The sequence below is a fragment of the Pseudomonas macauensis genome (assembly GCF_047902425.1).
GTDB lineage: Bacteria > Pseudomonadota > Gammaproteobacteria > Pseudomonadales > Pseudomonadaceae > Pseudomonas.
In genome coordinates, this window is sequence record NZ_CP138377.1 from 1110702 (window position 1) to 1131735 (window position 21034).

Consider the following 21034-nt stretch of genomic DNA (forward strand, 5'->3'; position numbering starts at 1 on the left):
GTGGCAGGTTAGGTGGCCTGCCGCCGGAACACTTTGGCGTGGATCAACGTCATACCAGTCGCTTGCGTTCGCTGGAGGGAGCAATCCCTAAGGACTCCCGGTACTTGGCGACGGTGCGACGTGCCACTTGAATGCCCTGTGCCTCCAGTAAACCAGCGATCTTGCTGTCGCTCAATGGCTTTTTCGGACTTTCCGCCGCGACCAGTTTCTTGATGATCGCGCGGATGGCGGTGGACGAGCATTCGCCGCCCTCGGAGGTGCTGACGTGGCTGGAGAAGAAGTACTTCAGCTCGAAGATGCCACGCGGGGTGTGCATGAATTTCTGCGTGGTGACGCGCGAGATGGTCGACTCGTGCATGCCCACGGCTTCGGCGATGTCGTGCAGGACCAGCGGCTTCATCGCTTCCTCGCCGTATTCGAGGAAACCACGCTGGTGCTCGACGATCTGGGTCGCCACCTTCATCAGCGTCTCGTTGCGGCTCTGCAGGCTCTTGATGAACCAGCGCGCTTCCTGCAGCTGGTTGCGCATGAAGGTGTTGTCGGCGCTGGAGTCGGCGCGGCGCACCAGGCCTGCGTACTGCGAATTGACCCGCAGGCGCGGCACCGCTTCCTGGTTCAGTTCCACCAGCCAGCGTTCGTTATGCTTCCGGACGATGACATCCGGCACCACGTACTCGGCCTCGCCGGACTCGATCTGCGAGCCGGGACGCGGGTGCAGCGACTGGATCAGCTCGATGGTTTCGCGCAGCTCGTCTTCCTTGAGCTTCATGCGCCGCATCAGCTGGCTGTAGTCGCGGCTGCCGAGCAGGTCGAGGTGGTCGGAGACCAGCTTCTGGGCTTCGTTCAGCAGGTAGGTGTTGGCCGGCATCTGGCGCAGCTGCAGCAGCAGGCATTCGCGCAGGTTGCGCGCGCCAACGCCGGCGGGCTCCATCTGCTGCACGCGGCGCAGGACGACTTCCACTTCGTCCATCTCCACGCCCAGTTCGGGATCGATGGAGGCGAGGATGTCGTCGAGGGATTCTTCGAGGTAACCGTCGTTGTTGATGCCGTCGATGATGCTCAGGCCGATCAGGCGGTCGGTGTCGGACATCGGGGCCAGGTTGAGCTGCCAGAGCAGGTGGCTCTGCAGGCTTTCACCGGCGGAGGTGCGGGCGGTGAAGTCCCACTCCTCATCGTCGCTGGCGGGCAGGCTGCTGGCGCTGGTCTGGTAGATGTCTTCCCAGGCGGTATCGACCGGCAGCTCGCTGGGAATGCGCTCGGCCCACTGGTCCTCGTCGAGGCTGTCGGCAGTGGGCGTGGTGCTTTCCTGATAGTTGTCCTGGGTGTTGCTGCTGGCGGTGGGGGCGGACTCGGCGCCATCGGCCATGGGGTCGCTGTTGTCGTAGTCCTCGCCGTCTTCCTGGCGCTCCAGCATGGGGTTGGACTCCAGGGCTTCCTGGATTTCCTGCTGCAGGTCCAGCGTGGAGAGCTGGAGCAGTCGGATGGCCTGTTGCAGCTGCGGAGTCATCGTCAGCTGCTGGCCCATCTTGAGGACGAGCGATGGTTTCATGGCTGGAACTAGGCACCTTGTTCGCTGGCGCAGCAAGCGCCATATCCACGACTACGGACGCCGGGGCGCCGCGAGGAAGCAAATTATATGCCTGAGTCTGGACGCTTTGCCTAGGGTCTGTCGACCTTTCGTTACAACCTGATTATCGGGCGATTTCGAGGCGGCCCGACACGCGGCGCCGGATGCAGGTCCGGGCCGTTAGCGGGGGAGGCGAGGCGCCGCCTGGAGGGCGGCCGCTGGGTCAGAGGCGGAACTCGTGACCCAGATAGACTTCCTTCACCAGATCGTTGGCGAGGATGGTCTCGGCGCTGCCTTCGGCGATCAGTTGACCGTCGTTGACGATGTAGGCGGTTTCGCAGATATCCAGCGTCTCGCGGACGTTGTGGTCGGTGATCAGTACACCGATACCCTTGGCCTTGAGGTGATGGATGATCTGCTTGATGTCGCCGACGGAGATCGGGTCGACGCCGGCGAAGGGTTCATCCAGCAGGATGAACTTCGGCGAACTGGCCAGGGCGCGGGCGATTTCCACGCGACGCCGCTCGCCACCGGACAGGCTCATGCCGAGGTTGTCGCGGATGTGGTGGATGTGGAATTCCTCGAGCAGGCCCTCCAGGGCTTCCTGGCGGCCGCTGCGATCCAGGTCGCTGCGGGTTTCGAGGATCGCGCTGATGTTGTCGGCCACCGATAGCTTGCGGAAGATCGAGGCTTCCTGCGGCAGGTAGCCGATACCGGCACGGGCGCGGCCGTGCATGGGCAGGTGGGTCACGTCCTGGTTGTCGATACGGACCACACCCTGGTCGGCACGGACCAGGCCTACGATCATGTAGAAGCAGGTGGTCTTGCCCGCTCCGTTGGGGCCGAGCAGGCCGACGATCTGTCCGCTGTCGATGCTCATGCTGACATCGCGGACCACTTGCCGGCTTTTGTAGCTCTTGGCGAGGTGCTGGGCGGTGAGCGTAGCCATTACTGCGCTTGATCCTGCTTTTTCTTGGGCTGGATGACCATGTCGATACGCGGGCGTGGCGTGGTCACCTGGGCGCCAGTGGCGCGGCCTGCGTTGACGATCTGGCGCTGGGTGTCATAGACGATCTTCTCGCCTTCGAAGGTGTTGCCTTCCTGGATCACCTTGGCCTGGTCGATCAGTACGACGCGGTTCTGGGTGACGAAATACTGGATCGTCAGGCCATAGGCCTTGGTGATCTCTTTCTCCGGCGAAGGCTTCTGCTCGAAGTAGGCGGGCTTGCCCACCGAGGTCACGACCTCGATATCGCCGTTCTTGTTCTGCTTGAGCGTGACAGTGTTGCCGGTCAGCTTCATGCTGCCCTGGGTCACCACCACGTCACCGCGGTAGACGGCAACGCCTTGCTTGTCGTCCAGTTCGGCGCTGTCGGCCTGGACGCGGATGGGCTGTTCCCGGTCGGTGGGAAGGGCCCATGCGGCGGAGCTGCCGATGGCGGCGGCGAGGCTGAGGAGAAGGGGGAGGGTGTTAACGAGCCTCATGCTGACCTCTTACGTTGGACAGCAGGAGCATCCGGCTGTCTTTCAGATACGCTTTCATTCCAACAGCCGTGGTCACACCGTTGGGTTCGGTGATTTTCACGGGCTGGTCAGTCTGCGCATAGTCCTTGTCCGGGAACACCGTCATCCGGCTCGTGTTGAGCAGCAGCGTGCGCTGTTGCGCATCGGTGCGCGCCACGCGCACGTCGTCGATCAACTCGACCTGCTTGCCCTCGGGGCCGACTTCGGCGCGAACGCTCTGGACATGCCACGGCTGCGGTTCCTGTACGCGGTAGAAGTACAGGTCCGGCGTGGTGACCATGGTCACGTCGGTCGCTTTCAGGTGTTCCAATTTGTCTGCGGTCATCTCGTAGGCGAGCGTACCGTCGACGCGGTACTGCACGCTGTGGGCGTTGACCGCGTAGAAATCGATGGCGTCGTTGGTCTGCGACTTGAACTGGCGCTCGTTGAAGTCCAGGCGGACGTTCCAGTAGTAGCCGAGTGCAATCAGCAGGACGGCGATCAGGGCGAGCAACAGCTTCTGGCGGAGTGTCTTGGGCATGTTCAGCTCTAGAGGTACGCGTTCTGGGCAGCTTCGAGATTGCCCTGGGCGCGCAGGATCAGCTCGCAGAACTCGCGGGCCGCACCTTCGCCGCCACGTGCCTGGGTGACACCATCGGCGTGCTGGCGGACGAACGGGTCGGCGCTGGCCACTGCCATGCCCAGGCCGGCGCGGCGAATGGCGGGCAGGTCGGGCAGGTCGTCACCCAGGTAGGCGACTTCCTCATAGCCTAGACCGAGTTCGGCGAGCAGTTCGTCGAGGGCGACCAGCTTGTCTTCACGGCCCTGGAACAGGTGGGTGATGCCCAGGTTCTTGGCTCGGCGCTCGACCACCGGGCTCGAGCGGCCGGTGATGATCGCGGTGCGCACGCCGGAGGCCATGAGCATCTTGATGCCATGGCCGTCCAGGGTATTGAAGGTCTTGAATTCGCCGCCGTCGGGCAGGAAGTAGAGCTTGCCGTCGGTCAGCACGCCGTCGACGTCGAAGACCGCCAGGCGAACGGCCTTGGCGCGCTGCAGCAGGTCGGCGCTCATTCAGATCACTCCCGCGCGGGTCAGGTCGTGGATGTGCAGGACGCCCACCGGACGATCCTCCTCATCGACCACGACGAGGACGCTGATCTTGTGGTCATCCATGATTTTCAAGGCTTCGGCGGCCAGCATGTCGGGACGCGCGGTCTTGCCGTGGACGGTCATGACCTGGTCGATGCTCACCTGGCGCACGTCCAGACCCTTGTCCAGGGTGCGGCGCAGGTCGCCGTCGGTAAAGATGCCGGCCAGCGTGCCCGCATCGTTGAGGACGATGGTCATGCCCAGGCCCTTGCGGGTCATTTCCAGCAGCGCGCCGCTGAGCGAGGTGCCCTGCAGCACCTGGGGCAGCTCCTCGCCGACGTGCATCACGTTCTCGACCTTGAGCAGCAGGCGGCGGCCCAGCGCACCACCGGGGTGCGAGAAGGCGAAGTCCTCGGCGGTAAAGCCGCGGGCTTCCAGCAGGGCGATGGCCAGGGCGTCGCCGAGCACCAGCGACACCGTGGTCGACGAAGTGGGGGCGAGGTTCAGCGGGCAGGCTTCCTGCTCGACGCTGGCGTCCAGGTTGACCACCGCGGCCTTGGCCAGCGGCGACTCGGGGTTCCCGGTCATGCTGATCAGGGTGATGCCCAGGCGTTTGATCAGGGGCAGCAGGGTGACGATTTCAGCGGTCGAGCCGGAGTTGGACAGCGCGATGACCACGTCGTCACGGGTGATCATACCCATGTCGCCATGGCTGGCTTCAGCCGGGTGGACGAAGAATGCCGGTGTGCCGGTGCTGGCCAGGGTGGCGGCGATCTTGTTGCCGACGTGCCCGGACTTGCCCATGCCGACCACTACCACGCGACCGGTGCAGGCCAGCAGCAGCTCGCAGGCCTGGGTGAAGTTCGCGCCGATGCGCGCCAGCAGTGAGTCCACGGCGTCGCGCTCAAGACGGATAGTGCGTTGCGCCGAGTGGATGAAATCGTGTTTCTGGCTCATGTTCGAAAGGCGTGGGGCGAAATGAAGGGCGAGATTATAACGGGAAAGTGCCAAACGCTCATTACACACATTCTTAATGTGAGCGTATTTTGCTGAACATTGCCTTAACGACCCCTGTGCAGGCCTTGGGGCGCGGCTTGCCGGGGTGCTATAGTTCGCGGCCGTTCGGCCTGTCACGCCGGGCCGTGCTCTCGTCGTGGGGGTGGGCTACAGGGACAGTGCCGTGATGCAAGGAGTTCTATGAGCACGAACGACCAATACGCTGTCGAGTTGAAGGGGCTGACCTTCAGGCGCGGCCAGCGTGCGATTTTCGATAACGTGGACATCCGCATCCCGCGCGGCAAGGTCACCGGGATCATGGGGCCCTCGGGTTGCGGCAAGACCACCCTGTTGCGGCTTATTGCCGCCCAGCTGCGCCCGTCGAAGGGCGAAGTGTGGGTCAACGGGCAGAACCTCCCCACGCTGGGGCGCAGCGACCTGTTCGACATGCGCAAGCAGTTCGGCGTGCTGTTCCAGAGCGGTGCGTTGTTCACCGACCTGGATGTCTTCGAGAACGTCGCCTTCCCGCTGCGGGTGCATACCCAGCTTCCTGAAGAGATGATTCGTGACATCGTCCTGATGAAGTTGCAGGCCGTGGGTCTGCGCGGGGCGGTGGAGTTGATGCCGGACGAGCTGTCCGGCGGCATGAAGCGCCGCGTGGCGCTGGCGCGGGCGATCGCGCTGGATCCGCAGATCCTCATGTACGACGAGCCTTTCGTGGGGCAGGACCCGATCGCCATGGGCGTTCTGGTGCGCCTGATCCGCCTGCTCAACGATGCGCTGGGCATCACCAGTATCGTGGTATCCCACGACCTGGCGGAGACCGCCAGCATCGCCGACTACATCTATATTGTCGGCGACGGCCGCGTGCTGGGGCACGGGACGCCGGATCAGTTGCAGCAGCTCGACGATGCGCGCGTGCGCCAGTTCATGAAGGGCATCCCCGACGGTCCCGTGCCGTTCCATTATCCTGCCCGCGATTATCGCGTCGATCTGCTGGGAGAACGCTGATGCGCAAGATTTCACAGCTCGAGCGAATTCGTCTGCTCGGGCGCGCTGGCCTCGATGTCCTGGAGGCGCTCGGCCGTTCGACCCTGTTCCTGGTGCATGCGATCTTCGGTCGTGGCGTTCACAGCGGTGCCTTCCAGTTGCTGGTCAAGCAGCTGTACTCCGTCGGTGTGCTGTCGCTGGCGATCATCGTGGTGTCCGGGCTGTTCATCGGCATGGTGCTTGCCCTGCAGGGCTACAACATCCTGGTGAGCTATGGTTCCGAGCAGGCGGTTGGCCAGATGGTGGCCTTGACCCTGTTGCGTGAACTGGGGCCGGTGGTGACGGGTCTGTTGTTCGCGGGGCGTGCCGGTTCGGCGCTGACCGCCGAAATCGGCAACATGAAGTCCACTGAACAGCTGTCGAGCCTGGAGATGATTGGCGTCGATCCGCTCAAGTACATCATTGCGCCGCGCCTGTGGGCCGGTTTCATCTCCATGCCTCTGCTGGCGACTATCTTCAGTGTCGTCGGCATCTGGGGTGGGGCGATGGTCGCGGTGGACTGGCTGGGCGTATACGAAGGTTCCTACTGGTCGAACATGCAGAACAGCGTGCTGTTCACCAAGGACGTCCTCAATGGTGTGATCAAGAGCGTGGTGTTCGCCTTCGTGGTGACATGGATCGCCGTCTTCCAGGGCTATGACTGCGAGCCCACCTCGGAAGGTATCAGTCGCGCAACGACGCGCACCGTAGTCTATGCCTCCCTGGCCGTGCTGGGGTTGGACTTCATCCTGACCGCTTTGATGTTTGGAGACTTCTGATGCAAACCCGCACCCTGGAAATCGGTGTAGGCCTGTTCATTCTGGCCGGTCTGCTGGCCCTGCTGCTGTTGGCCCTGCGGGTCAGCGGTCTGACCATCGGCAACACGGGCGACACCTACAGGCTGTATGCCTATTTCGACAATATTTCCGGCGTTACCGTGCGTGGCAAGGTGACCATGGCTGGCGTGACCATCGGCAAGGTCACCGCGATCGACCTGGATCACGACACCTACCGCGGTCGCGTGACCATGGAAATCAACCGCCAGGTGAACAACCTGCCGGACGATTCCACCGCATCCATCCTCACCGCAGGTCTCCTGGGTGAGAAGTACATCGGTATCAGCGTCGGCGGCGACGAGGAGTTGCTCAAGGACGGCGATACCATCAAGGACACCCAGTCCGCCCTGGTGCTCGAAGACCTGATCGGCAAATTCCTGCTGAATTCGGTCAACAAAGACGACTCGAAGAAATGAGGATTGATTCCATGTTGAAAACCTTGCGTCGTGGCCTTCTGGTCGTGCTCGCCATGCTGCCGCTGTTCGCTCAGGCCGAGCAGACCGCACAGCAAGTGGTACAGCAGACCGTCGACAGCCTGCTGACTGACCTGAAAACCAACAAGGCCAACTACAAGGCCAATCCCCAGGCGTTCTACGACACCCTGAACCGCATTCTCGGCCCGGTGGTGGATTCCGAGGGCATCGCCAAGGGCGTGATGACCGTCAAGTATTCGCGCGGCGCCACTCCGGAGCAGATCAAACGCTTCGAGGAAGCCTTCAAGAGCAGCCTGTTCCAGTTCTACGGCAATGCCCTGCTGGAGTACGACAACCAGACCATTCGCGTGCTGAACACCGGCAAGCAGGACCAGGACCGCGCGTCGGTGAACATGGAAGTGGTCGGTACCAATGGTGCCGTCTATCCGGTGCAGTACACCATGGTCAACCAGGGCGGCAACTGGCGTCTGCGTAACGTGATCATCAACGGCATCAACATCGGCAAGCTGTTCCGCGACCAGTTCGCCGACTCCATGCAGAAGAACCGCAATGACCTGGAGAAGACCATCGCTGGCTGGGGCCAGGTGGTTGCCAATGCCCAGGAAGCGGCCAAGGGCCAGAAGCCGGAAGGCGGCGCCCAATGAGCCAAGGCAGCATCACGCAGCGCGCCGATGGCGAGCTCGCGCTGGCCGGTGTGCTGGATTACAGCACCGGGCCTGCGCTGCGCGAGCAGGGCGGTTGCCTGATCGCCGCGAGCAAGGCCGGCGCCCTGCGCCTGGACTGCTCGGCAGTGGAGCGTTCCAGCAGCGTCGGTTTGTCGCTGCTGCTGTCCTTCACCCGTGATGCGCGCAAGGCCGGCAAGACGCTGCAGATCGTCGGAATGCCCAACGACATGCAGGAAATCGCCAAGGTTGGCGGTCTCCTGGAGATCCTGCCGCTGCAGCACTGACGTACGAAGCAAAGCCCTCCGTCCGCGACTTCCCCTGGCGGGGTTCGCAGGCGGGGGGCTTTTTTGTATCATGGCCGACCCGCGCGCGTAGGGCGCCGAACGAGGTTGAGCATGCAGGCCGTAGAAGTCAAAAACTTCCTGGAATCGAAACTGTCAGGTACCCAGGTTGAAGTGGAAGGTGAAGGCTGCAACTTCCAGTTGAACCTGATCAGTGACGAACTGGCCGGCCTGAGCCCGGTAAAACGTCAGCAGCAGATCTATGCCCACCTGAACGAGTGGATCGCCTCCGGCGCCATCCATGCCGTCACCATGAAATTCTTCAGCCGCGCCGCCTGGGCCGAGCGTTCCTGAGCCCACGGGGAAACATTGCAATGGATAAACTGATCATTACCGGCGGCACTCGTCTCGATGGCGAGATCCGCATCTCCGGCGCCAAGAACTCCGCGCTGCCGATCCTCGCCGCGACCCTGCTGGCGGACACCCCGGTGACCGTCTGCAACCTGCCGCACCTGCACGACATCACCACCATGATCGAGCTGTTCGGCCGCATGGGCGTGCAGCCGATCATCGACGAGAAGCTCAACGTCGAAGTCGACGCCAGCACCATCAAGACCCTGGTGGCGCCCTACGAGCTGGTGAAGACCATGCGTGCGTCGATCCTGGTGCTCGGTCCGATGGTCGCCCGCTTCGGCGAGGCCGAAGTCGCGCTGCCCGGCGGTTGCGCTATTGGTTCGCGTCCGGTGGACCTGCACATCCGCGGTCTGGAAGCCATGGGTGCACAGATCACCGTCGAAGGCGGCTACATCAAGGCCAAGGCTCCGGCCGGCGGTCTGCGTGGCGCGCACTTCTTCTTCGATACCGTCAGCGTGACCGGTACCGAGAACATCATGATGGCCGCTGCGCTGGCCAATGGCCGTTCCGTGCTGGAAAACGCAGCCCGCGAGCCCGAGGTCGTCGACCTGGCCAACTGCATCAACGCCATGGGCGGTGACGTGCAGGGCGCCGGCACCGACACCATCGTGATCAACGGCGTGAAGCGCCTGGGCGGCGCCAAGTACAGCGTCATGCCCGACCGTATCGAGACCGGCACCTACCTGGTTGCCGCCGCCGCCACCGGTGGTCGCGTCAAGCTGAAAGACACCGATCCGACCATCCTCGAGGCCGTGTTGGCCAAGCTGGTTGAAGCCGGCGCGCACATCAACACCGGCAGCAACTGGATCGAGCTGGACATGAAGGGCAACCGGCCGAAGGCGGTAAACATCCGCACCGCGCCGTACCCGGCATTCCCGACCGACATGCAGGCCCAGTTCATTTCCCTGAACGCCATCGCCGAGGGCACCGGTGCGGTCATCGAGACCGTGTTCGAGAACCGCTTCATGCACGTCTATGAAATGAACCGCATGGGCGCGCAGATCCTGGTCGAAGGCAACACCGCCATCGTCACCGGCGTTCCGCAGCTCAAGGGCGCACCGGTCATGGCGACCGACCTGCGCGCGTCCGCCAGCCTGGTGATCGCTGCGCTTGTGGCCGAAGGCGACACCATGATCGACCGCATCTACCACATCGACCGTGGTTACGAGTGCATCGAAGAGAAACTGCAACTGCTCGGGGCGAAGATTCGCCGCGTGCCGGGCTAGGGCTGAGCCAGACCATGCTGACGATTGCCCTGTCCAAGGGCCGCATCCTCGACGACACCCTGCCGCTGCTCGCAGCGGCAGGCATCGTGCCGACCGAGAATCCGGACAAGAGCCGCAAGCTGATCATCCCCACCACCCTCGATGACGTGCGCCTGCTGATCGTGCGCGCCACCGACGTGCCGACCTATGTCGAGCACGGCGCCGCCGACCTCGGCGTCGCGGGCAAGGACGTGCTCATGGAGTACGGTGGCCAGGGCCTGTACGAGCCGCTGGACCTGAAGATCGCCAACTGCAAGCTGATGACCGCCGGCGCGGTCGGTGCGCTGGAGCCCAAGGGGCGTCTGCGCGTGGCCACCAAGTTCGTCAATGTCGCCAAGCGCTACTACGCCGAACAGGGCCGCCAGGTCGATGTGATCAAGCTGTATGGCTCCATGGAGCTGGCACCGCTGGTCGGCCTTGCCGACAAGATCATCGACGTGGTCGACACCGGTAATACCCTGCGTGCGAACGGCCTGGAGCCCCAGGAACTGATCGCGCACATCAGCTCGCGCCTGGTGGTGAACAAGGCCTCGATGAAGATGCAGCATGCTCGCATCCAGGCGCTGATCGACACCCTGCGTGAAGCGGTGGAGTCTCGACACCGGGCGTAATTCCTAGCGCGGCCGTCTGGCTGCGTCCGCCTATCCGTGTCATAGCCAAATTTTCTCGGGTGCCCGCACGGTAGGCTTGATAGTCTTGCGGCGCCCGAGATCATGCCAATTAAAGAGGCCAGCTATGACCGCACCCTTCGCTATCCGTCGACTCAACGCCGCCGATCCGGACTTCGCGCGTCATCTGGACCATCTGCTCTCCTGGGAAAGCGTGTCCGACGATGCGGTGAACCAGCGCGTGCTGGACATCATCGCCGACGTGCGCAACCGTGGCGACGCCGCCGTGGTGGAGTTCACCCAGCGTTTCGACGGCGTCGACGCCAAGTCCATGGCCGACCTGATCCTGCCGCGTGAGCGTCTGGAACTGGCCCTGACCCGCATCACCCCGGCTCAGCGTGAAGCGCTGGAAGTTGCCGCTGAGCGCGTGCGCAGCTACCACGAGAAGCAGAAGCAGGACTCCTGGCGTTACACCGAGGCCGACGGCACCGTGCTTGGCCAGCAGGTCACCCCGCTGGACCGTGCCGGCCTGTACGTACCGGGTGGCAAGGCGTCCTACCCGTCTTCCGTGCTGATGAACGCCATTCCGGCCAAGGTCGCCGGCGTCGCCGAAGTGGTGATGGTGGTTCCGACCCCGCGCGGCGAGATCAATGAAATTGTCCTGGCAGCCGCTTGCATCGCCGGTGTCGACCGCGTCTTCACCATTGGCGGCGCCCAGGCCGTGGCCGCGCTGGCCTACGGCACCGAGAGTGTGCCGCAGGTAGACAAGATCGTCGGTCCGGGCAACATCTACGTCGCCACTGCCAAGCGCCATGTGTTCGGCCAGGTCGGCATCGACATGATCGCCGGTCCGTCCGAGATCCTCGTGGTCTGCGACGGCGGCACCGATCCGGACTGGATCGCCATGGACCTGTTCTCCCAGGCAGAGCACGACGAAGATGCCCAGGCCATCCTGGTCAGCCCGGACGCCGAGTTCCTTGACAAGGTTGCGGCGAGCATCGAGAAGCTGCTGCCGACCATGGAGCGTGCCGAGATCATCCGCACTTCGCTGACCAACCGTGGCGCGCTGATCCTGGTCGCCGACCAGGACCGTGCTTGTGAGGTCGCCAACCGCATCGCCCCGGAACACCTGGAGCTGTCGGTGGCCGATCCGGAAAGCTGGCTGCCGAAGATCCGCCATGCCGGCGCCATCTTCATGGGCCGCTACACCGCCGAGGCGCTGGGCGACTACTGCGCCGGCCCGAACCACGTGCTGCCGACTTCCGGCACCGCGCGTTTCTCCTCGCCGCTGGGCGTGTATGACTTCCAGAAGCGTTCCTCGATCATCTTCTGCTCCGCGCCGGGGGCTTCCGAGCTGGGCAAGACCGCATCGATCCTGGCTCGTGGCGAGTCCCTGACCGCCCACGCGCGCAGCGCCGAATTCCGCATTCTGGACAAGGGGGAGTAACCGATGAGCAAATTCTGGAGTCCCTTCGTCAAGGAGCTGGTGCCCTACGTTCCGGGTGAGCAGCCGAAGCTGGCCAAGCTGGTCAAGCTGAACACCAACGAGAACCCCTACGGCCCGTCGCCGAAGGTGGTCGCCGCGATCCAGGCCGAGCTGAACGACACGCTGCGCCTGTATCCGGACCCCAACGCCGATCGCCTGAAGCAGACCATTGCCGAGTACCACGGCGTAAAGGCTTCCCAGGTGTTCGTCGGCAACGGTTCGGACGAGGTCCTGGCCCACGCCTTCCACGCGCTGTTCCAGCACGGCAAGCCGCTGCTGTTCCCCGACGTGACCTACAGCTTCTACCCGGTCTACTGCGGCCTCTACGGTATCGACTTCGAAGCGCTGCCGCTGGATGAGCAGTTCCAGATCCGAGTCGAGGATTACGCGCGTCCCAACGGGGGCATCATCTTCCCCAACCCCAACGCCCCCACCGGTTGCCTGCTGCCGCTGGAGGCCATCGAGCGTCTGCTGCAAGCCAGCCCCGACAGCGTGTTGCTGGTGGACGAGGCCTACGTCGACTTCGGCGGTGAGAGCGCGATTTCCCTGGTCAATCGCTACCCGAACCTGCTGGTTGCACAGACCCTGTCCAAATCGCGCTCCCTGGCCGGCCTGCGGGTCGGCTTCGCGGTCGGTCACGAAGACCTGGTCGAGGCGCTGGAACGGGTGAAGAACAGCTTCAACTCCTACCCGCTGGACCGCCTGGCGCTGGCCGGCGCGGTGGCGTCGTTCGAGGACCAGGCCTACTTCGAGCAGACCTGCAACGCAGTTATCCACAGCCGCGAGAAGCTGGTCGCAGAGCTCAATACCCTGGGCTTCGAGGTGCTGCCGTCGGCGGCGAACTTCATCTTCGCCCGCCACCAGCAGCGTGATGGCGCCGAACTGGCCGCGGCCCTGCGCGAGGAGGGCGTGATCGTGCGTCACTTCAAGCAGCAGCGGATCAACCAGTTCCTGCGCATCAGCATCGGCACCGAGGAGCAGAACCAGGCGCTAGTGGATGCCTTGCGCTTGAAGCTGTAATCCAGGCTGCAAAAGAAAACGGCGCCCTTGGGCGCCGTTTTTCTTTGAAGCAGCGGGCTGGATCAGCCGCCGTTTGGAGTCGGCGGCGGACGCAGGCCGACTTCGGCGTTCAGCGTTACCGGCTTGCCATTGCGCAGTACCTGGATCTGGATCTTCTCGCCCGGCTTGGTGCGCGCCACCTGGTTCATCGAACGGCGGCCATCGCTGGCGGCCTCGCCATCGATGTTCAGGATGATGTCGCCCGGCAGCAGGCCGGCCTTGGCGGCGGGGCCGTCGCGGTAGACGCCGGCGACGACGATACCAGCCTTGCCCTTGAGGTCGAAGGATTCCGCCAGTTCCGGGGTCAACGGCTGTACTTCCACGCCGAGCCAGCCGCGAATCACCTGGCCGTGCTCGATGATCGACTGCATGACTTCCAGGGCCAGTTTGGTCGGGATGGCGAAGCCGATGCCCTGGGATCCGCCGGACTTGGAGAAGATTGCGGTGTTGATGCCGATCAGGTTGCCGTTGGCGTCCACCAGCGCGCCGCCGGAGTTGCCCGGGTTGATCGCCGCGTCGGTCTGGATGAAGTCTTCGTAGGTGTTCAGGCCCAGCTGGTTGCGGCCGGTGGCGCTGATGATGCCCATGGTGACGGTCTGGCCGACGCCGAAGGGGTTGCCGATGGCCAGGCAGACGTCGCCGGTGTGGATGCCGTCGGAGCGGCCGAGCATGATCGAGGGCAGGTCCTTGAGGTCGATCTTCAGCACCGCGAGGTCGGTCTCGGGGTCGCTGCCGACCAGGTGGGCAATGGTTTCGCGGCCGTCGCGCAGCGCCACGATGATCTGGTCGGCGCCGGCGGTCACATGGTTGTTGGTCAGCAGGTAGCCTTCCGGGCTCATGATCACCGCCGAGCCCAGGCTCGACTCCATGCGCTTCTGCTGTGGCAGGTTATCGCCGAAGAAACGGCGGAACAGCGGGTCGTCGAGCATCGAGTTGCTCGGCTTGCTGACCATCTTGGTGGTGTACAGGTTGGCCACGGCGGGCGAAGAGCGGGTCACGGCGTCGGCGTAGCTGACCGGGCCCTGCTGGAGACGGCTGAGCAGAGGCGCTTGCTGCAGATGCACTTCCTGTTGCGGTAGGCCGACCCACTGGGGGTTATGCTGGATGATCAGTAGCGCCAACAGGACGCCAACCAGCACGGGCCAGCCGAGGAAACGCAGGGCCTTCAGCATCGAAGAAAATCCTTGGGGTTGCTTGGCCGGGGGATGGCCGATAGGGTGGCGGCCATTATACGGGCGGCGCGCCAAGAAAATAGACGCCTGTAGCCGTGTTTGGAGGAATTTCTATGGCTATCGCACTGAGCACTCTGGTCGAGGAAGCCGACCGCTACCTGGACGCCGCGAAGGTCCAGGATTACTGCCCCAACGGCCTGCAGGTCGAGGGCCGCCCGCAGGTGCGCCGCATCGTTTCCGGTGTGACCGCCAGCCAGGCGCTGCTGGATGCAGCCGTGGAGGCCGACGCCGATGTGGTGCTGGTGCACCACGGCTATTTCTGGAAGGGCGAGAATCCCTGTGTGGTCGGTATGAAGCAGCGGCGTCTGAAGACCCTGCTGAATCGCGACATCAGTCTGCTGGCCTATCACTTGCCGCTGGACCTGCACCCCGAGGTGGGCAACAACGTGCAGCTCGGCCGCCAGCTCGGCTTCGAGATCGAAGGGCCGTTGGAGCCGGGCAATCCGCGCTCCATCGTACTGGTCGGTTCGCTGCCCGAACCCATGCTGCCCAGCGATCTGGCGATCCATGTGCGTGACGTGCTGGGCCGTGAGCCGTTGCTGGTGGAAGGCGAGCAGCCGATCCGCCGCATCGCCTGGTGCACCGGCGGTGCCCAGGGCTATATCGACCAGGCCATTGCCGCCGGCGTCGATGCCTATCTGACCGGAGAGGTCTCCGAGCAGACCGTACACAGCGCGCGGGAAAACGGCATCAGCTTCATCGCTGCCGGCCACCACGCTACCGAGCGCTACGGGGTGCAGGCGCTGGGGGATTACCTGGCCAAGCGCTTCGCCGTCGAACATCTGTTCATCGATTGCCCGAATCCCGCCTGAGGCCGGCAGCAGCCAGCCTCGGCTGGAGCACTCAAGGGGTCGTGGCGTAGCGTTGGCGCGCCTGGCCCACAGCCTTGCCCAGCTCCCACACCGCCATGGCGTAATGCGTGCTGTGGTTGTAGCGGGTGATCACGTAGAAGTTCGGCAGGCCATACCAGTACTGGTAGTTACGCCCCATGTCCAGGCGCAACAGGCTGGCCTGCTGGTGGCCGCTGAGCGAGCCTTGCGGGCGCAGACCGACGGCGGACAGAGTGGCGACCGGGTACATGGTCTGGAAGCCATTCTCCAGCGACGGCGCCTGGCCGCTGGCGGGCACCGCCACCAGGTCGCCGCTGATCCAGCCGTGCTGCTTGAAGTAGTTGGCCACGCTCCCAATGGCATCGCGCGGGTTCCACAGGTCGATGTGGCCGTCGCCGTCGAAGTCCACCGCGTACTGGGTGAAGGACGAGGGCATGAACTGTCCGTAGCCCATGGCGCCGGCATAGGAGCCGCGCAATGCCAGCGGGTCATCGCCTTCCTTGCGCGCCTGCAGGAGGAACTGCTCCAGCTCGCCGCTGAAGAACTCGGCGCGGCGCGGGTAGGAGAAGGACAGGGTGGCCAGCGCGTCGATGATCCGCGTCTTGCCCATCACGCGGCCCCAGCGGGTTTCCACGCCAATGATGCCGACGATAATTTCCGGCGGTACGCCATAAGTACGGTAGGCGCGCATCAGGTCGCCTTCGTACTGGTTCCAGAACTGCACGCCGTTCTGCACGTTGTCCGGGGTAATGAACTTCTTGCGGTAGCGCAGCCAGGCACCGTTCGGTCCGCTGGGCGGCGTGTAGGTCGGCGCCTGGCGGTCCATCAGGCGGATTACCCAGTCCAGTTCCTGTGTCTGGGCAAACAGGTCATGCAGGTTCTGCCGGTTGAAGCCATGCTTGCTCACCATCATGTCGATGAAGCGATTGGCATTGGCATTGTTGGCGTAATCGCCGCGCAGCGGGGTGATCGGCTGTACCGAGCCGAACGCCGGGTGGGCGCTGGGGCTGATCAGGGTAGGGGCCTGCGGCTTGGTAGCCGACTGGGGAGCGGATGTGGGTTTGCTGCTGCACGCTGAAATCAGGACAAGCAAAGGCAGAGCGAGAGCGATGCGGCGCATGGGAAATCTTCTGGGACAGGAAAAGTGCTCGCTATGCTAGCGCAGAGCGCTTCCCAGGCAAGCGCAAGTCGCCAGGTACAGGCTCTCAATCTGTTGCAGGAAGCGTTTTCCGGATGATCGGCAGGGGCCTGTGCCGGGATTCGATCGTGAGGTGAACCGTTGCTTCGGTCGAGTCCCGAATCGCTGTGCCAGCGTAGTCTTTCTGTGCTTGCCGGAGCGGGGCTGGGGCACCTTGCCGGCCGGCAATCCCGCGGGCTCCAGCAGTGAGCGCGGACGGCTATATGTGTATATTTTTTCGGTATAACAGGCGCGCGGGTTAGAGCCCTGCGCTGTGTTAGAGTGCGCCCTCGTCTACGGCCCGAAGGCCGTCCATAAGCAATTCCGTGAGTAGCCATGGTCGACAAACTGACGCATCTGAAACAGCTGGAAGCGGAGAGCATCCACATCATCCGCGAGGTCGCCGCCGAGTTCGATAACCCGGTGATGCTGTACTCGATCGGCAAGGACAGCGCGGTAATGCTGCATCTCGCGCGCAAGGCCTTCTTTCCTGGCAAGCTGCCGTTCCCGGTGATGCACGTCGACACTCGCTGGAAGTTCCAGGAGATGTACCGTTTCCGCGAGAAGATGGTCAGCGAATACGGCCTGGACCTGATCACCCACATCAACCCCGATGGGGTGGCTCAGGACATCAATCCGTTCACCCACGGCAGCGCCAAGCACACCGACATCATGAAGACCGAAGGCCTCAAGCAGGCCCTCGACAAGTACGGCTTCGACGCCGCCTTCGGTGGTGCCCGCCGCGACGAGGAGAAGTCCCGCGCCAAGGAGCGCGTCTACTCCTTCCGCGACAGCAAGCACCGCTGGGACCCGAAGAACCAGCGTCCCGAGTTGTGGAACGTCTACAACGGCAAGGTGAAGAAGGGCGAGTCGATCCGCGTCTTCCCGCTGTCCAACTGGACCGAGCTGGACATCTGGCAATACATCTACCTGGAACAGATCCCGATCGTGCCGCTGTACTTCGCCGAAGAGCGCGAAGTCATCGAGATGAACGGCGCGCTGATCATGATCGACGACGAGCGCATCCTCGAGCACCTCACGCCCGAGCAGAAGGCAAGCATCCAGAAGAAGATGGTGCGTTTCCGCACCCTGGGCTGCTACCCGCTGACCGGCGCGGTGGAGTCCACCGCCACCACGCTGCCGGAAATCATCCAGGAAATGCTGCTGACGCGAACTTCCGAACGCCAGGGCCGGGTCATCGACCATGACCAGGCCGGTTCGATGGAAGAAAAGAAACGTCAGGGCTACTTCTAAGGTTCTCGCACCATGTCGCATCAATCCGATCTGATCAGCGAGGACATCCTCGCCTACCTGGCCCAGCACGAGCGCAAGGAACTGCTGCGCTTCCTCACCTGCGGTAACGTCGACGACGGCAAGAGCACCCTGATCGGGCGCCTGCTGCATGACTCCAAGATGATCTACGAGGACCACCTCGAGGCCATCACCCGCGACTCGAAGAAAGTCGGTACCACCGGCGATGACGTCGACCTGGCGTTGCTGGTGGACGGTCTGCAGGCCGAGCGCGAGCAGGGCATCACCATTGACGTGGCGTATCGCTACTTCAGCACCGCCAAGCGCAAGTTCATCATCGCCGACACCCCCGGCCATGAGCAGTACACCCGCAACATGGCCACCGGCGCGTCCACCTGCGACCTGGCCATCATCCTGATCGACGCCCGCTACGGCGTGCAGACACAAACCCGTCGGCACAGCTTCATCGCCTCGCTGCTGGGCATCAAGCACATCGTCGTCGCCGTCAACAAGATGGACCTGAAAGGCTTCGACCAGGGCGTATTCGAGCAGATCAAGGCCGACTACCTGCAGTTTGCCGACAAGATCAACCTCAAGACCAATTCCCTGCACTTCGTGCCGATGTCGGCGCTGAAGGGCGACAACGTGGTCAACAAGTCCGAGCGCTCGCCGTGGTACACCGGCCAGTCGCTGATGGAGATCCTCGAGTCCGTCGAGATCGCCGGTGACCGCAACCTCGACGACATGCGCTTCCCGGTGCAATACGTCAACCGTCCGAACCTGAACTTCCGTGGCTTCGCCGGCACCCTCGCCAGTGGCATCGTGCGCAAGGGGGACGAAGTCGTGGCCCTGCCGTCGGGCAAGGGCAGCAAGGTCAAATCCATCGTCACCTTCGAGGGCGAGCTGGAGCAGGCGGGTCCCGGCCAAGCCATTACCCTGACCCTGGAAGACGAGATCGACGTCTCCCGCGGCGACATGCTGGTGCATGCCGACAACCGTCCGCTGGTGACCGACGGCTTCGACGCCATGCTGGTGTGGATGGCCGAAGAGCCGATGCTGCCGGGCAAGAAATACGACATCAAGCGCGCTACCAGCTACGTGCCGGGCTCCATCCCGAGTATCAGCCACAAGGTGGACGTGAATACCCTGGAAGAGACCGCCGGCAGCGAACTCAAACTCAACGAGATCGCCCGCGTGAAGGTCAGTCTGGATGCGCCGATCGCGCTGGACGGCTACGGCCAGAACCGCACCACCGGTGCCTTCATCGTCATCGACCGCCTGACCAACGGCACCGTTGGCGCCGGCATGATCATCGCCGCCCCGCAGGCTGGTCACGGCACCACCACGCATCATGGCGCCAATGCCCATGTCGCCCGTGAAGAGCGCGCTGCACGCTTCGGCCAGCAGCCGGCCACCGTGCTGTTCAGCGGCCTTTCCGGCGCCGGCAAGAGCACCCTGGCCTACGCCGTCGAGCGCAAACTGTTCGACATGGGCCGTGCGGTCTATGTGCTGGACGGCCAGAACCTGCGCCACGACCTGAACAAGGGCCTGCCGCAGGATCGCGCCGGTCGCAACGAAAACTGGCTGCGCACAGCCCATGTGGCCAAGCAGTTCAACGAAGCCGGTCTCATCAGCCTGTGCGCCTTCGTTGCCCCGAGTGCTGAAGGGCGTGAACAGGCCAAGTCGCTGATCGGTGCCGAGCGTTTCATTACCGTCTACGTCCAGGCTTCTCCGCAGATCTGCCGCGAGCGTGATCCGCAGGGCTTGTACGCCGCCGGCCAGGACAACATCCCGGGTGAGTCCTTCCCCTACGACGTGCCGCTGGATGCCGATCTGGTGATCGACACCCAGACTCAGTCGGTGGAAGAGGGCGTCAAGGCGGTCCTCGACCTGCTCCGCCAGCGCGGCGCGATCTGATCACCCAGCGCTGATGAAAAAGCCCCGCATTTGCGGGGCTTTTTCTTTTCTGGTTCCCGACCACCCTGACATCCGACGCGGAAGTGCCCGCTTTCGTAGGAGAGACAGGAGCGGCTCGGTGCTCCATGAAAAAGCCCCGCGAGTGCGGGGCTTTTTCTACGTAACGGAGACTCAGTATTTGCCTTTCAGCCCATACGTCTCATCCAGCGTACCCGGCCCTTCGCTGGGCTTGGGCGCATAGTCGCGCGGCGCTTCGTTGTTTGCCGGCGGAGTCAGGCGCTCGCGGCGCTCGGGGTATTCGTCGGCGTGCAGGGCAGCCAGCAGGCGCTGTTTGGTCTGCTCGTCCAGGGCCAGGCGCTCGGCGCCCTCGGACAGGTGATCCTGAACGTCCTGATAGCTCTGGGTGAGCTTCTTCATCAGGCTGGCGGAGGTGTTGAAGTGGGTCACCACTTCGCGCTGGTAACTATCGAAGCGATCCTGCATGTCATCCACCTGGCGCTGCAGCTTGTTCGGCGCGGCGTTGGGGAGCAGGCGGGCGATCAGGAAGCCGATAGCGCCCCCGACGATCAGAGCGAGTAGCGGCAGCAACCAGGTGGTGAGGGACTGTTCCACGCGAATCCTTCCTCTATAGACGGCTTTGCTTTACGTTAGCGGCTTGCACCTGTGCTTGTATACCGTGGCGATAGCTTCGCCGCCTGCGCAGGTATTGTGCTAGACGAGACGACCCGCCACGGGGTCACGGAGCTGTTGTTTGACCACCCGCGAAATCTCCCTGTTCCTCGACGGCCCAGACGGCCAGCTGGAAGCCCTGCACCTCGCCACACCCGACGCCAAGGGCGTCGCACTGATCTGCCATCCGCATCCGCTGTTCGCCGGCACCATGCAGAACAAGGTGGTCGCCACCCTGCAGCGCGCCGCACGGGATGCAGGATACGCCACCTTGCGTTTCAATTTTCGTGGTGTGGGGCAGAGCGGCGGCGCTTATGCCGAGGGGCGCGGCGAGATCGATGATGCGCTGGCTGCCGCGCGCTGGCTGGTCGAGCAACACCCGGGCCTGCCGCTGACGCTGATGGGCTTCTCCTTCGGCTCCTGCGTGGCCGGCAACGCCGCCGAGCGCCTGGAAGAGGAGGGCGCTGCGCTGGCGCAGCTGTTCATGTTGGCCCCGCCGGTGGAACGCTTCGACGTCGACCTGCCCGAGCGCTGCCCGTTGACGGTGATCCAGCCGGAAGCCGATGAAGTGGTGACGCCCGAGCGCGTCTACGCCTGGAGCGCCGAGCTGACCAAGCCGCACGAACTGATCCGCATCCCCGAGTGCAGCCATTTCTTCCACGGCAAGCTGATCGAGCTCAAGGACCTGATTCAGGCCCGGCTCGCCTAGGGCGCCGCGCCGCG

23 protein-coding genes are annotated in these 21034 nt (G+C 63.7%); 14 read left to right on the forward strand and 9 right to left on the reverse strand.

The genetic code is table 11. The features are described 5' to 3' along the window. Positions 1 to 49: 49 nt before the first annotated feature. From SD196_RS05180 to SD196_RS05205, 6 genes are all read right to left on the reverse strand, one after another. The gene (locus SD196_RS05180; RefSeq protein ID WP_416311115.1) at positions 50 to 1549 is read right to left on the reverse strand and encodes an RNA polymerase factor sigma-54; all 1500 of its coding nucleotides are present in this window, start codon (positions 1547 to 1549) and stop codon (positions 50 to 52) included. A 241-nt stretch (positions 1550 to 1790) separates the two neighbouring features. Then, positions 1791 to 2516, reverse strand: a complete 726-nt coding sequence (gene lptB, locus SD196_RS05185) for an LPS export ABC transporter ATP-binding protein (protein WP_275610352.1) — start codon at positions 2514 to 2516, stop codon at positions 1791 to 1793. After that, on the reverse strand, positions 2516 to 3052 hold the full coding sequence (gene lptA, locus SD196_RS05190; protein WP_275610353.1) for a lipopolysaccharide transport periplasmic protein LptA: 537 nt from the start codon (positions 3050 to 3052) through the stop codon (positions 2516 to 2518). Before lptA ends, lptB begins: the two co-directional genes overlap by 1 nt. After that, a complete protein-coding gene (gene lptC / locus SD196_RS05195) occupies positions 3039 to 3611 on the reverse strand; it encodes an LPS export ABC transporter periplasmic protein LptC (protein WP_275610354.1) in 573 nt (190 codons plus the stop codon). Before lptC ends, lptA begins: the two co-directional genes overlap by 14 nt. Positions 3612 to 3619: 8 nt before the next feature. Next, entirely contained in the window at positions 3620 to 4144 is a 525-nt protein-coding gene (locus SD196_RS05200) for a KdsC family phosphatase (protein ID WP_275610355.1), read from the reverse strand. Continuing rightward, the gene (locus SD196_RS05205) at positions 4145 to 5119 is read right to left on the reverse strand and encodes a KpsF/GutQ family sugar-phosphate isomerase (RefSeq protein WP_275610356.1); all 975 of its coding nucleotides are present in this window, start codon (positions 5117 to 5119) and stop codon (positions 4145 to 4147) included. A gap of 240 nt (positions 5120 to 5359) precedes the next feature. On the opposite strand from SD196_RS05205, the gene SD196_RS05210 reads away from it, so the two are divergent. The 10 genes from SD196_RS05210 to hisC all read left to right on the forward strand — a co-directional run bounded on the left by SD196_RS05210 (position 5360) and on the right by hisC (position 13196). Beyond that, complete coding sequence (locus tag SD196_RS05210) at positions 5360 to 6169, forward strand: ATP-binding cassette domain-containing protein (RefSeq protein ID WP_275610357.1); 810 nt, start codon at positions 5360 to 5362, stop codon at positions 6167 to 6169. Next, a complete protein-coding gene (gene mlaE, locus SD196_RS05215; protein WP_275610358.1) occupies positions 6169 to 6966 on the forward strand; it encodes a lipid asymmetry maintenance ABC transporter permease subunit MlaE in 798 nt (265 codons plus the stop codon). Before SD196_RS05210 ends, mlaE begins: the two co-directional genes overlap by 1 nt. Then, a complete protein-coding gene (gene mlaD / locus SD196_RS05220) occupies positions 6966 to 7439 on the forward strand; it encodes an outer membrane lipid asymmetry maintenance protein MlaD (RefSeq protein WP_275610359.1) in 474 nt (157 codons plus the stop codon). The genes mlaE and mlaD overlap by 1 nt, the downstream gene beginning before the upstream one ends. 11 nt (positions 7440 to 7450) lie before the next feature. Further along, complete coding sequence (locus tag SD196_RS05225; RefSeq protein WP_275610360.1) at positions 7451 to 8101, forward strand: ABC transporter substrate-binding protein; 651 nt, start codon at positions 7451 to 7453, stop codon at positions 8099 to 8101. Then, on the forward strand, positions 8098 to 8406 hold the full coding sequence (locus tag SD196_RS05230; RefSeq protein ID WP_275610361.1) for an STAS domain-containing protein: 309 nt from the start codon (positions 8098 to 8100) through the stop codon (positions 8404 to 8406). The genes SD196_RS05225 and SD196_RS05230 overlap by 4 nt, the downstream gene beginning before the upstream one ends. Before the next feature lie 111 nt (positions 8407 to 8517). Further along, positions 8518 to 8757, forward strand: a complete 240-nt coding sequence (locus tag SD196_RS05235; RefSeq protein ID WP_275610362.1) for a BolA family protein — start codon at positions 8518 to 8520, stop codon at positions 8755 to 8757. Between the two features lie 20 nt (positions 8758 to 8777). Next, positions 8778 to 10043: a UDP-N-acetylglucosamine 1-carboxyvinyltransferase gene (murA, locus tag SD196_RS05240; RefSeq protein ID WP_275610363.1), complete on the forward strand. Its 1266-nt coding sequence runs from the start codon at positions 8778 to 8780 to the stop codon at positions 10041 to 10043. 14 nt (positions 10044 to 10057) lie between these two features. Then, a complete protein-coding gene (gene hisG, locus SD196_RS05245) occupies positions 10058 to 10693 on the forward strand; it encodes an ATP phosphoribosyltransferase (RefSeq protein ID WP_275610364.1) in 636 nt (211 codons plus the stop codon). Between the two features lie 124 nt (positions 10694 to 10817). Next, a complete protein-coding gene (hisD, locus tag SD196_RS05250) occupies positions 10818 to 12137 on the forward strand; it encodes a histidinol dehydrogenase (protein WP_343574750.1) in 1320 nt (439 codons plus the stop codon). A gap of 3 nt (positions 12138 to 12140) precedes the next feature. Continuing rightward, positions 12141 to 13196 carry a histidinol-phosphate transaminase gene (hisC, locus tag SD196_RS05255; protein ID WP_343574746.1) on the forward strand — a complete coding sequence of 352 codons (1056 nt, stop codon included), beginning with the start codon at positions 12141 to 12143 and terminating at the stop codon, positions 13194 to 13196. 62 nt (positions 13197 to 13258) lie between these two features. Here hisC and algW read toward each other — a convergent pair whose 3' ends face one another. Further along, the gene (algW, locus tag SD196_RS05260) at positions 13259 to 14407 is read right to left on the reverse strand and encodes a Do family serine endopeptidase AlgW (protein WP_275610367.1); all 1149 of its coding nucleotides are present in this window, start codon (positions 14405 to 14407) and stop codon (positions 13259 to 13261) included. Between the two features lie 113 nt (positions 14408 to 14520). Between algW and SD196_RS05265 the strand changes: the two genes are divergently transcribed. After that, positions 14521 to 15279 (forward strand): Nif3-like dinuclear metal center hexameric protein, encoded by a 759-nt coding sequence (locus SD196_RS05265; RefSeq protein ID WP_331318048.1) that lies wholly within the window; start codon positions 14521 to 14523, stop codon positions 15277 to 15279. A gap of 31 nt (positions 15280 to 15310) precedes the next feature. Here the strand turns inward: SD196_RS05265 and mltB are convergent, their stop codons facing one another. Then, positions 15311 to 16417, reverse strand: coding sequence for a lytic murein transglycosylase B (gene mltB / locus SD196_RS05270; protein WP_275610369.1), 1107 nt, complete (start codon positions 16415 to 16417; stop codon positions 15311 to 15313). A gap of 393 nt (positions 16418 to 16810) precedes the next feature. Between mltB and cysD the strand changes: the two genes are divergently transcribed. Next, positions 16811 to 17728, forward strand: coding sequence for a sulfate adenylyltransferase subunit CysD (gene cysD, locus SD196_RS05275; protein ID WP_275610370.1), 918 nt, complete (start codon positions 16811 to 16813; stop codon positions 17726 to 17728). Positions 17729 to 17740: 12 nt separating this feature from the next. Continuing rightward, complete coding sequence (gene cysN / locus SD196_RS05280; protein WP_343574741.1) at positions 17741 to 19642, forward strand: sulfate adenylyltransferase subunit CysN; 1902 nt, start codon at positions 17741 to 17743, stop codon at positions 19640 to 19642. Between the two features lie 171 nt (positions 19643 to 19813). Here cysN and SD196_RS05285 read toward each other — a convergent pair whose 3' ends face one another. Then, positions 19814 to 20254 carry a YhcB family protein gene (locus SD196_RS05285; RefSeq protein ID WP_207883698.1) on the reverse strand — a complete coding sequence of 147 codons (441 nt, stop codon included), beginning with the start codon at positions 20252 to 20254 and terminating at the stop codon, positions 19814 to 19816. A 139-nt stretch (positions 20255 to 20393) separates the two neighbouring features. Between SD196_RS05285 and SD196_RS05290 the strand changes: the two genes are divergently transcribed. Next, on the forward strand, positions 20394 to 21020 hold the full coding sequence (locus SD196_RS05290) for an alpha/beta hydrolase (protein ID WP_343574738.1): 627 nt from the start codon (positions 20394 to 20396) through the stop codon (positions 21018 to 21020). The last annotated feature ends 14 nt before the right edge of the window (positions 21021 to 21034 follow it).

Bases quoted from the DNA above. Each gene is read 5' to 3' on its own strand.
- SD196_RS05225 (WP_275610360.1), top strand. From the start codon at position 7,451: ATGTTGAAAACCTTGCGTCGTGGCCTTCTGGTCGTGCTCGCCATGCTG.
- SD196_RS05265 (WP_331318048.1), top strand. From the start codon at position 14,521: ATGGCTATCGCACTGAGCACTCTGGTCGAGGAAGCCGACCGCTACCTG.
- SD196_RS05205 (WP_275610356.1), bottom strand. From the start codon at position 5,119: ATGAGCCAGAAACACGATTTCATCCACTCGGCGCAACGCACTATCCGT.
- SD196_RS05230 (WP_275610361.1), top strand. From the start codon at position 8,098: ATGAGCCAAGGCAGCATCACGCAGCGCGCCGATGGCGAGCTCGCGCTG.
- lptB (WP_275610352.1), bottom strand. From the start codon at position 2,516: ATGGCTACGCTCACCGCCCAGCACCTCGCCAAGAGCTACAAAAGCCGG.
- cysN (WP_343574741.1), top strand. From the start codon at position 17,741: ATGTCGCATCAATCCGATCTGATCAGCGAGGACATCCTCGCCTACCTG.
- mltB (WP_275610369.1), bottom strand. From the start codon at position 16,417: ATGCGCCGCATCGCTCTCGCTCTGCCTTTGCTTGTCCTGATTTCAGCG.
- mlaD (WP_275610359.1), top strand. From the start codon at position 6,966: ATGCAAACCCGCACCCTGGAAATCGGTGTAGGCCTGTTCATTCTGGCC.
- SD196_RS05200 (WP_275610355.1), bottom strand. From the start codon at position 4,144: ATGAGCGCCGACCTGCTGCAGCGCGCCAAGGCCGTTCGCCTGGCGGTC.
- hisG (WP_275610364.1), top strand. From the start codon at position 10,058: ATGCTGACGATTGCCCTGTCCAAGGGCCGCATCCTCGACGACACCCTG.
- SD196_RS05235 (WP_275610362.1), top strand. From the start codon at position 8,518: ATGCAGGCCGTAGAAGTCAAAAACTTCCTGGAATCGAAACTGTCAGGT.
- mlaE (WP_275610358.1), top strand. From the start codon at position 6,169: ATGCGCAAGATTTCACAGCTCGAGCGAATTCGTCTGCTCGGGCGCGCT.
- hisD (WP_343574750.1), top strand. From the start codon at position 10,818: ATGACCGCACCCTTCGCTATCCGTCGACTCAACGCCGCCGATCCGGAC.
- SD196_RS05210 (WP_275610357.1), top strand. From the start codon at position 5,360: ATGAGCACGAACGACCAATACGCTGTCGAGTTGAAGGGGCTGACCTTC.
- hisC (WP_343574746.1), top strand. From the start codon at position 12,141: ATGAGCAAATTCTGGAGTCCCTTCGTCAAGGAGCTGGTGCCCTACGTT.
- lptC (WP_275610354.1), bottom strand. From the start codon at position 3,611: ATGCCCAAGACACTCCGCCAGAAGCTGTTGCTCGCCCTGATCGCCGTC.
- SD196_RS05180 (WP_416311115.1), bottom strand. From the start codon at position 1,549: ATGAAACCATCGCTCGTCCTCAAGATGGGCCAGCAGCTGACGATGACT.
- lptA (WP_275610353.1), bottom strand. From the start codon at position 3,052: ATGAGGCTCGTTAACACCCTCCCCCTTCTCCTCAGCCTCGCCGCCGCC.
- murA (WP_275610363.1), top strand. From the start codon at position 8,778: ATGGATAAACTGATCATTACCGGCGGCACTCGTCTCGATGGCGAGATC.
- algW (WP_275610367.1), bottom strand. From the start codon at position 14,407: ATGCTGAAGGCCCTGCGTTTCCTCGGCTGGCCCGTGCTGGTTGGCGTC.
- cysD (WP_275610370.1), top strand. From the start codon at position 16,811: ATGGTCGACAAACTGACGCATCTGAAACAGCTGGAAGCGGAGAGCATC.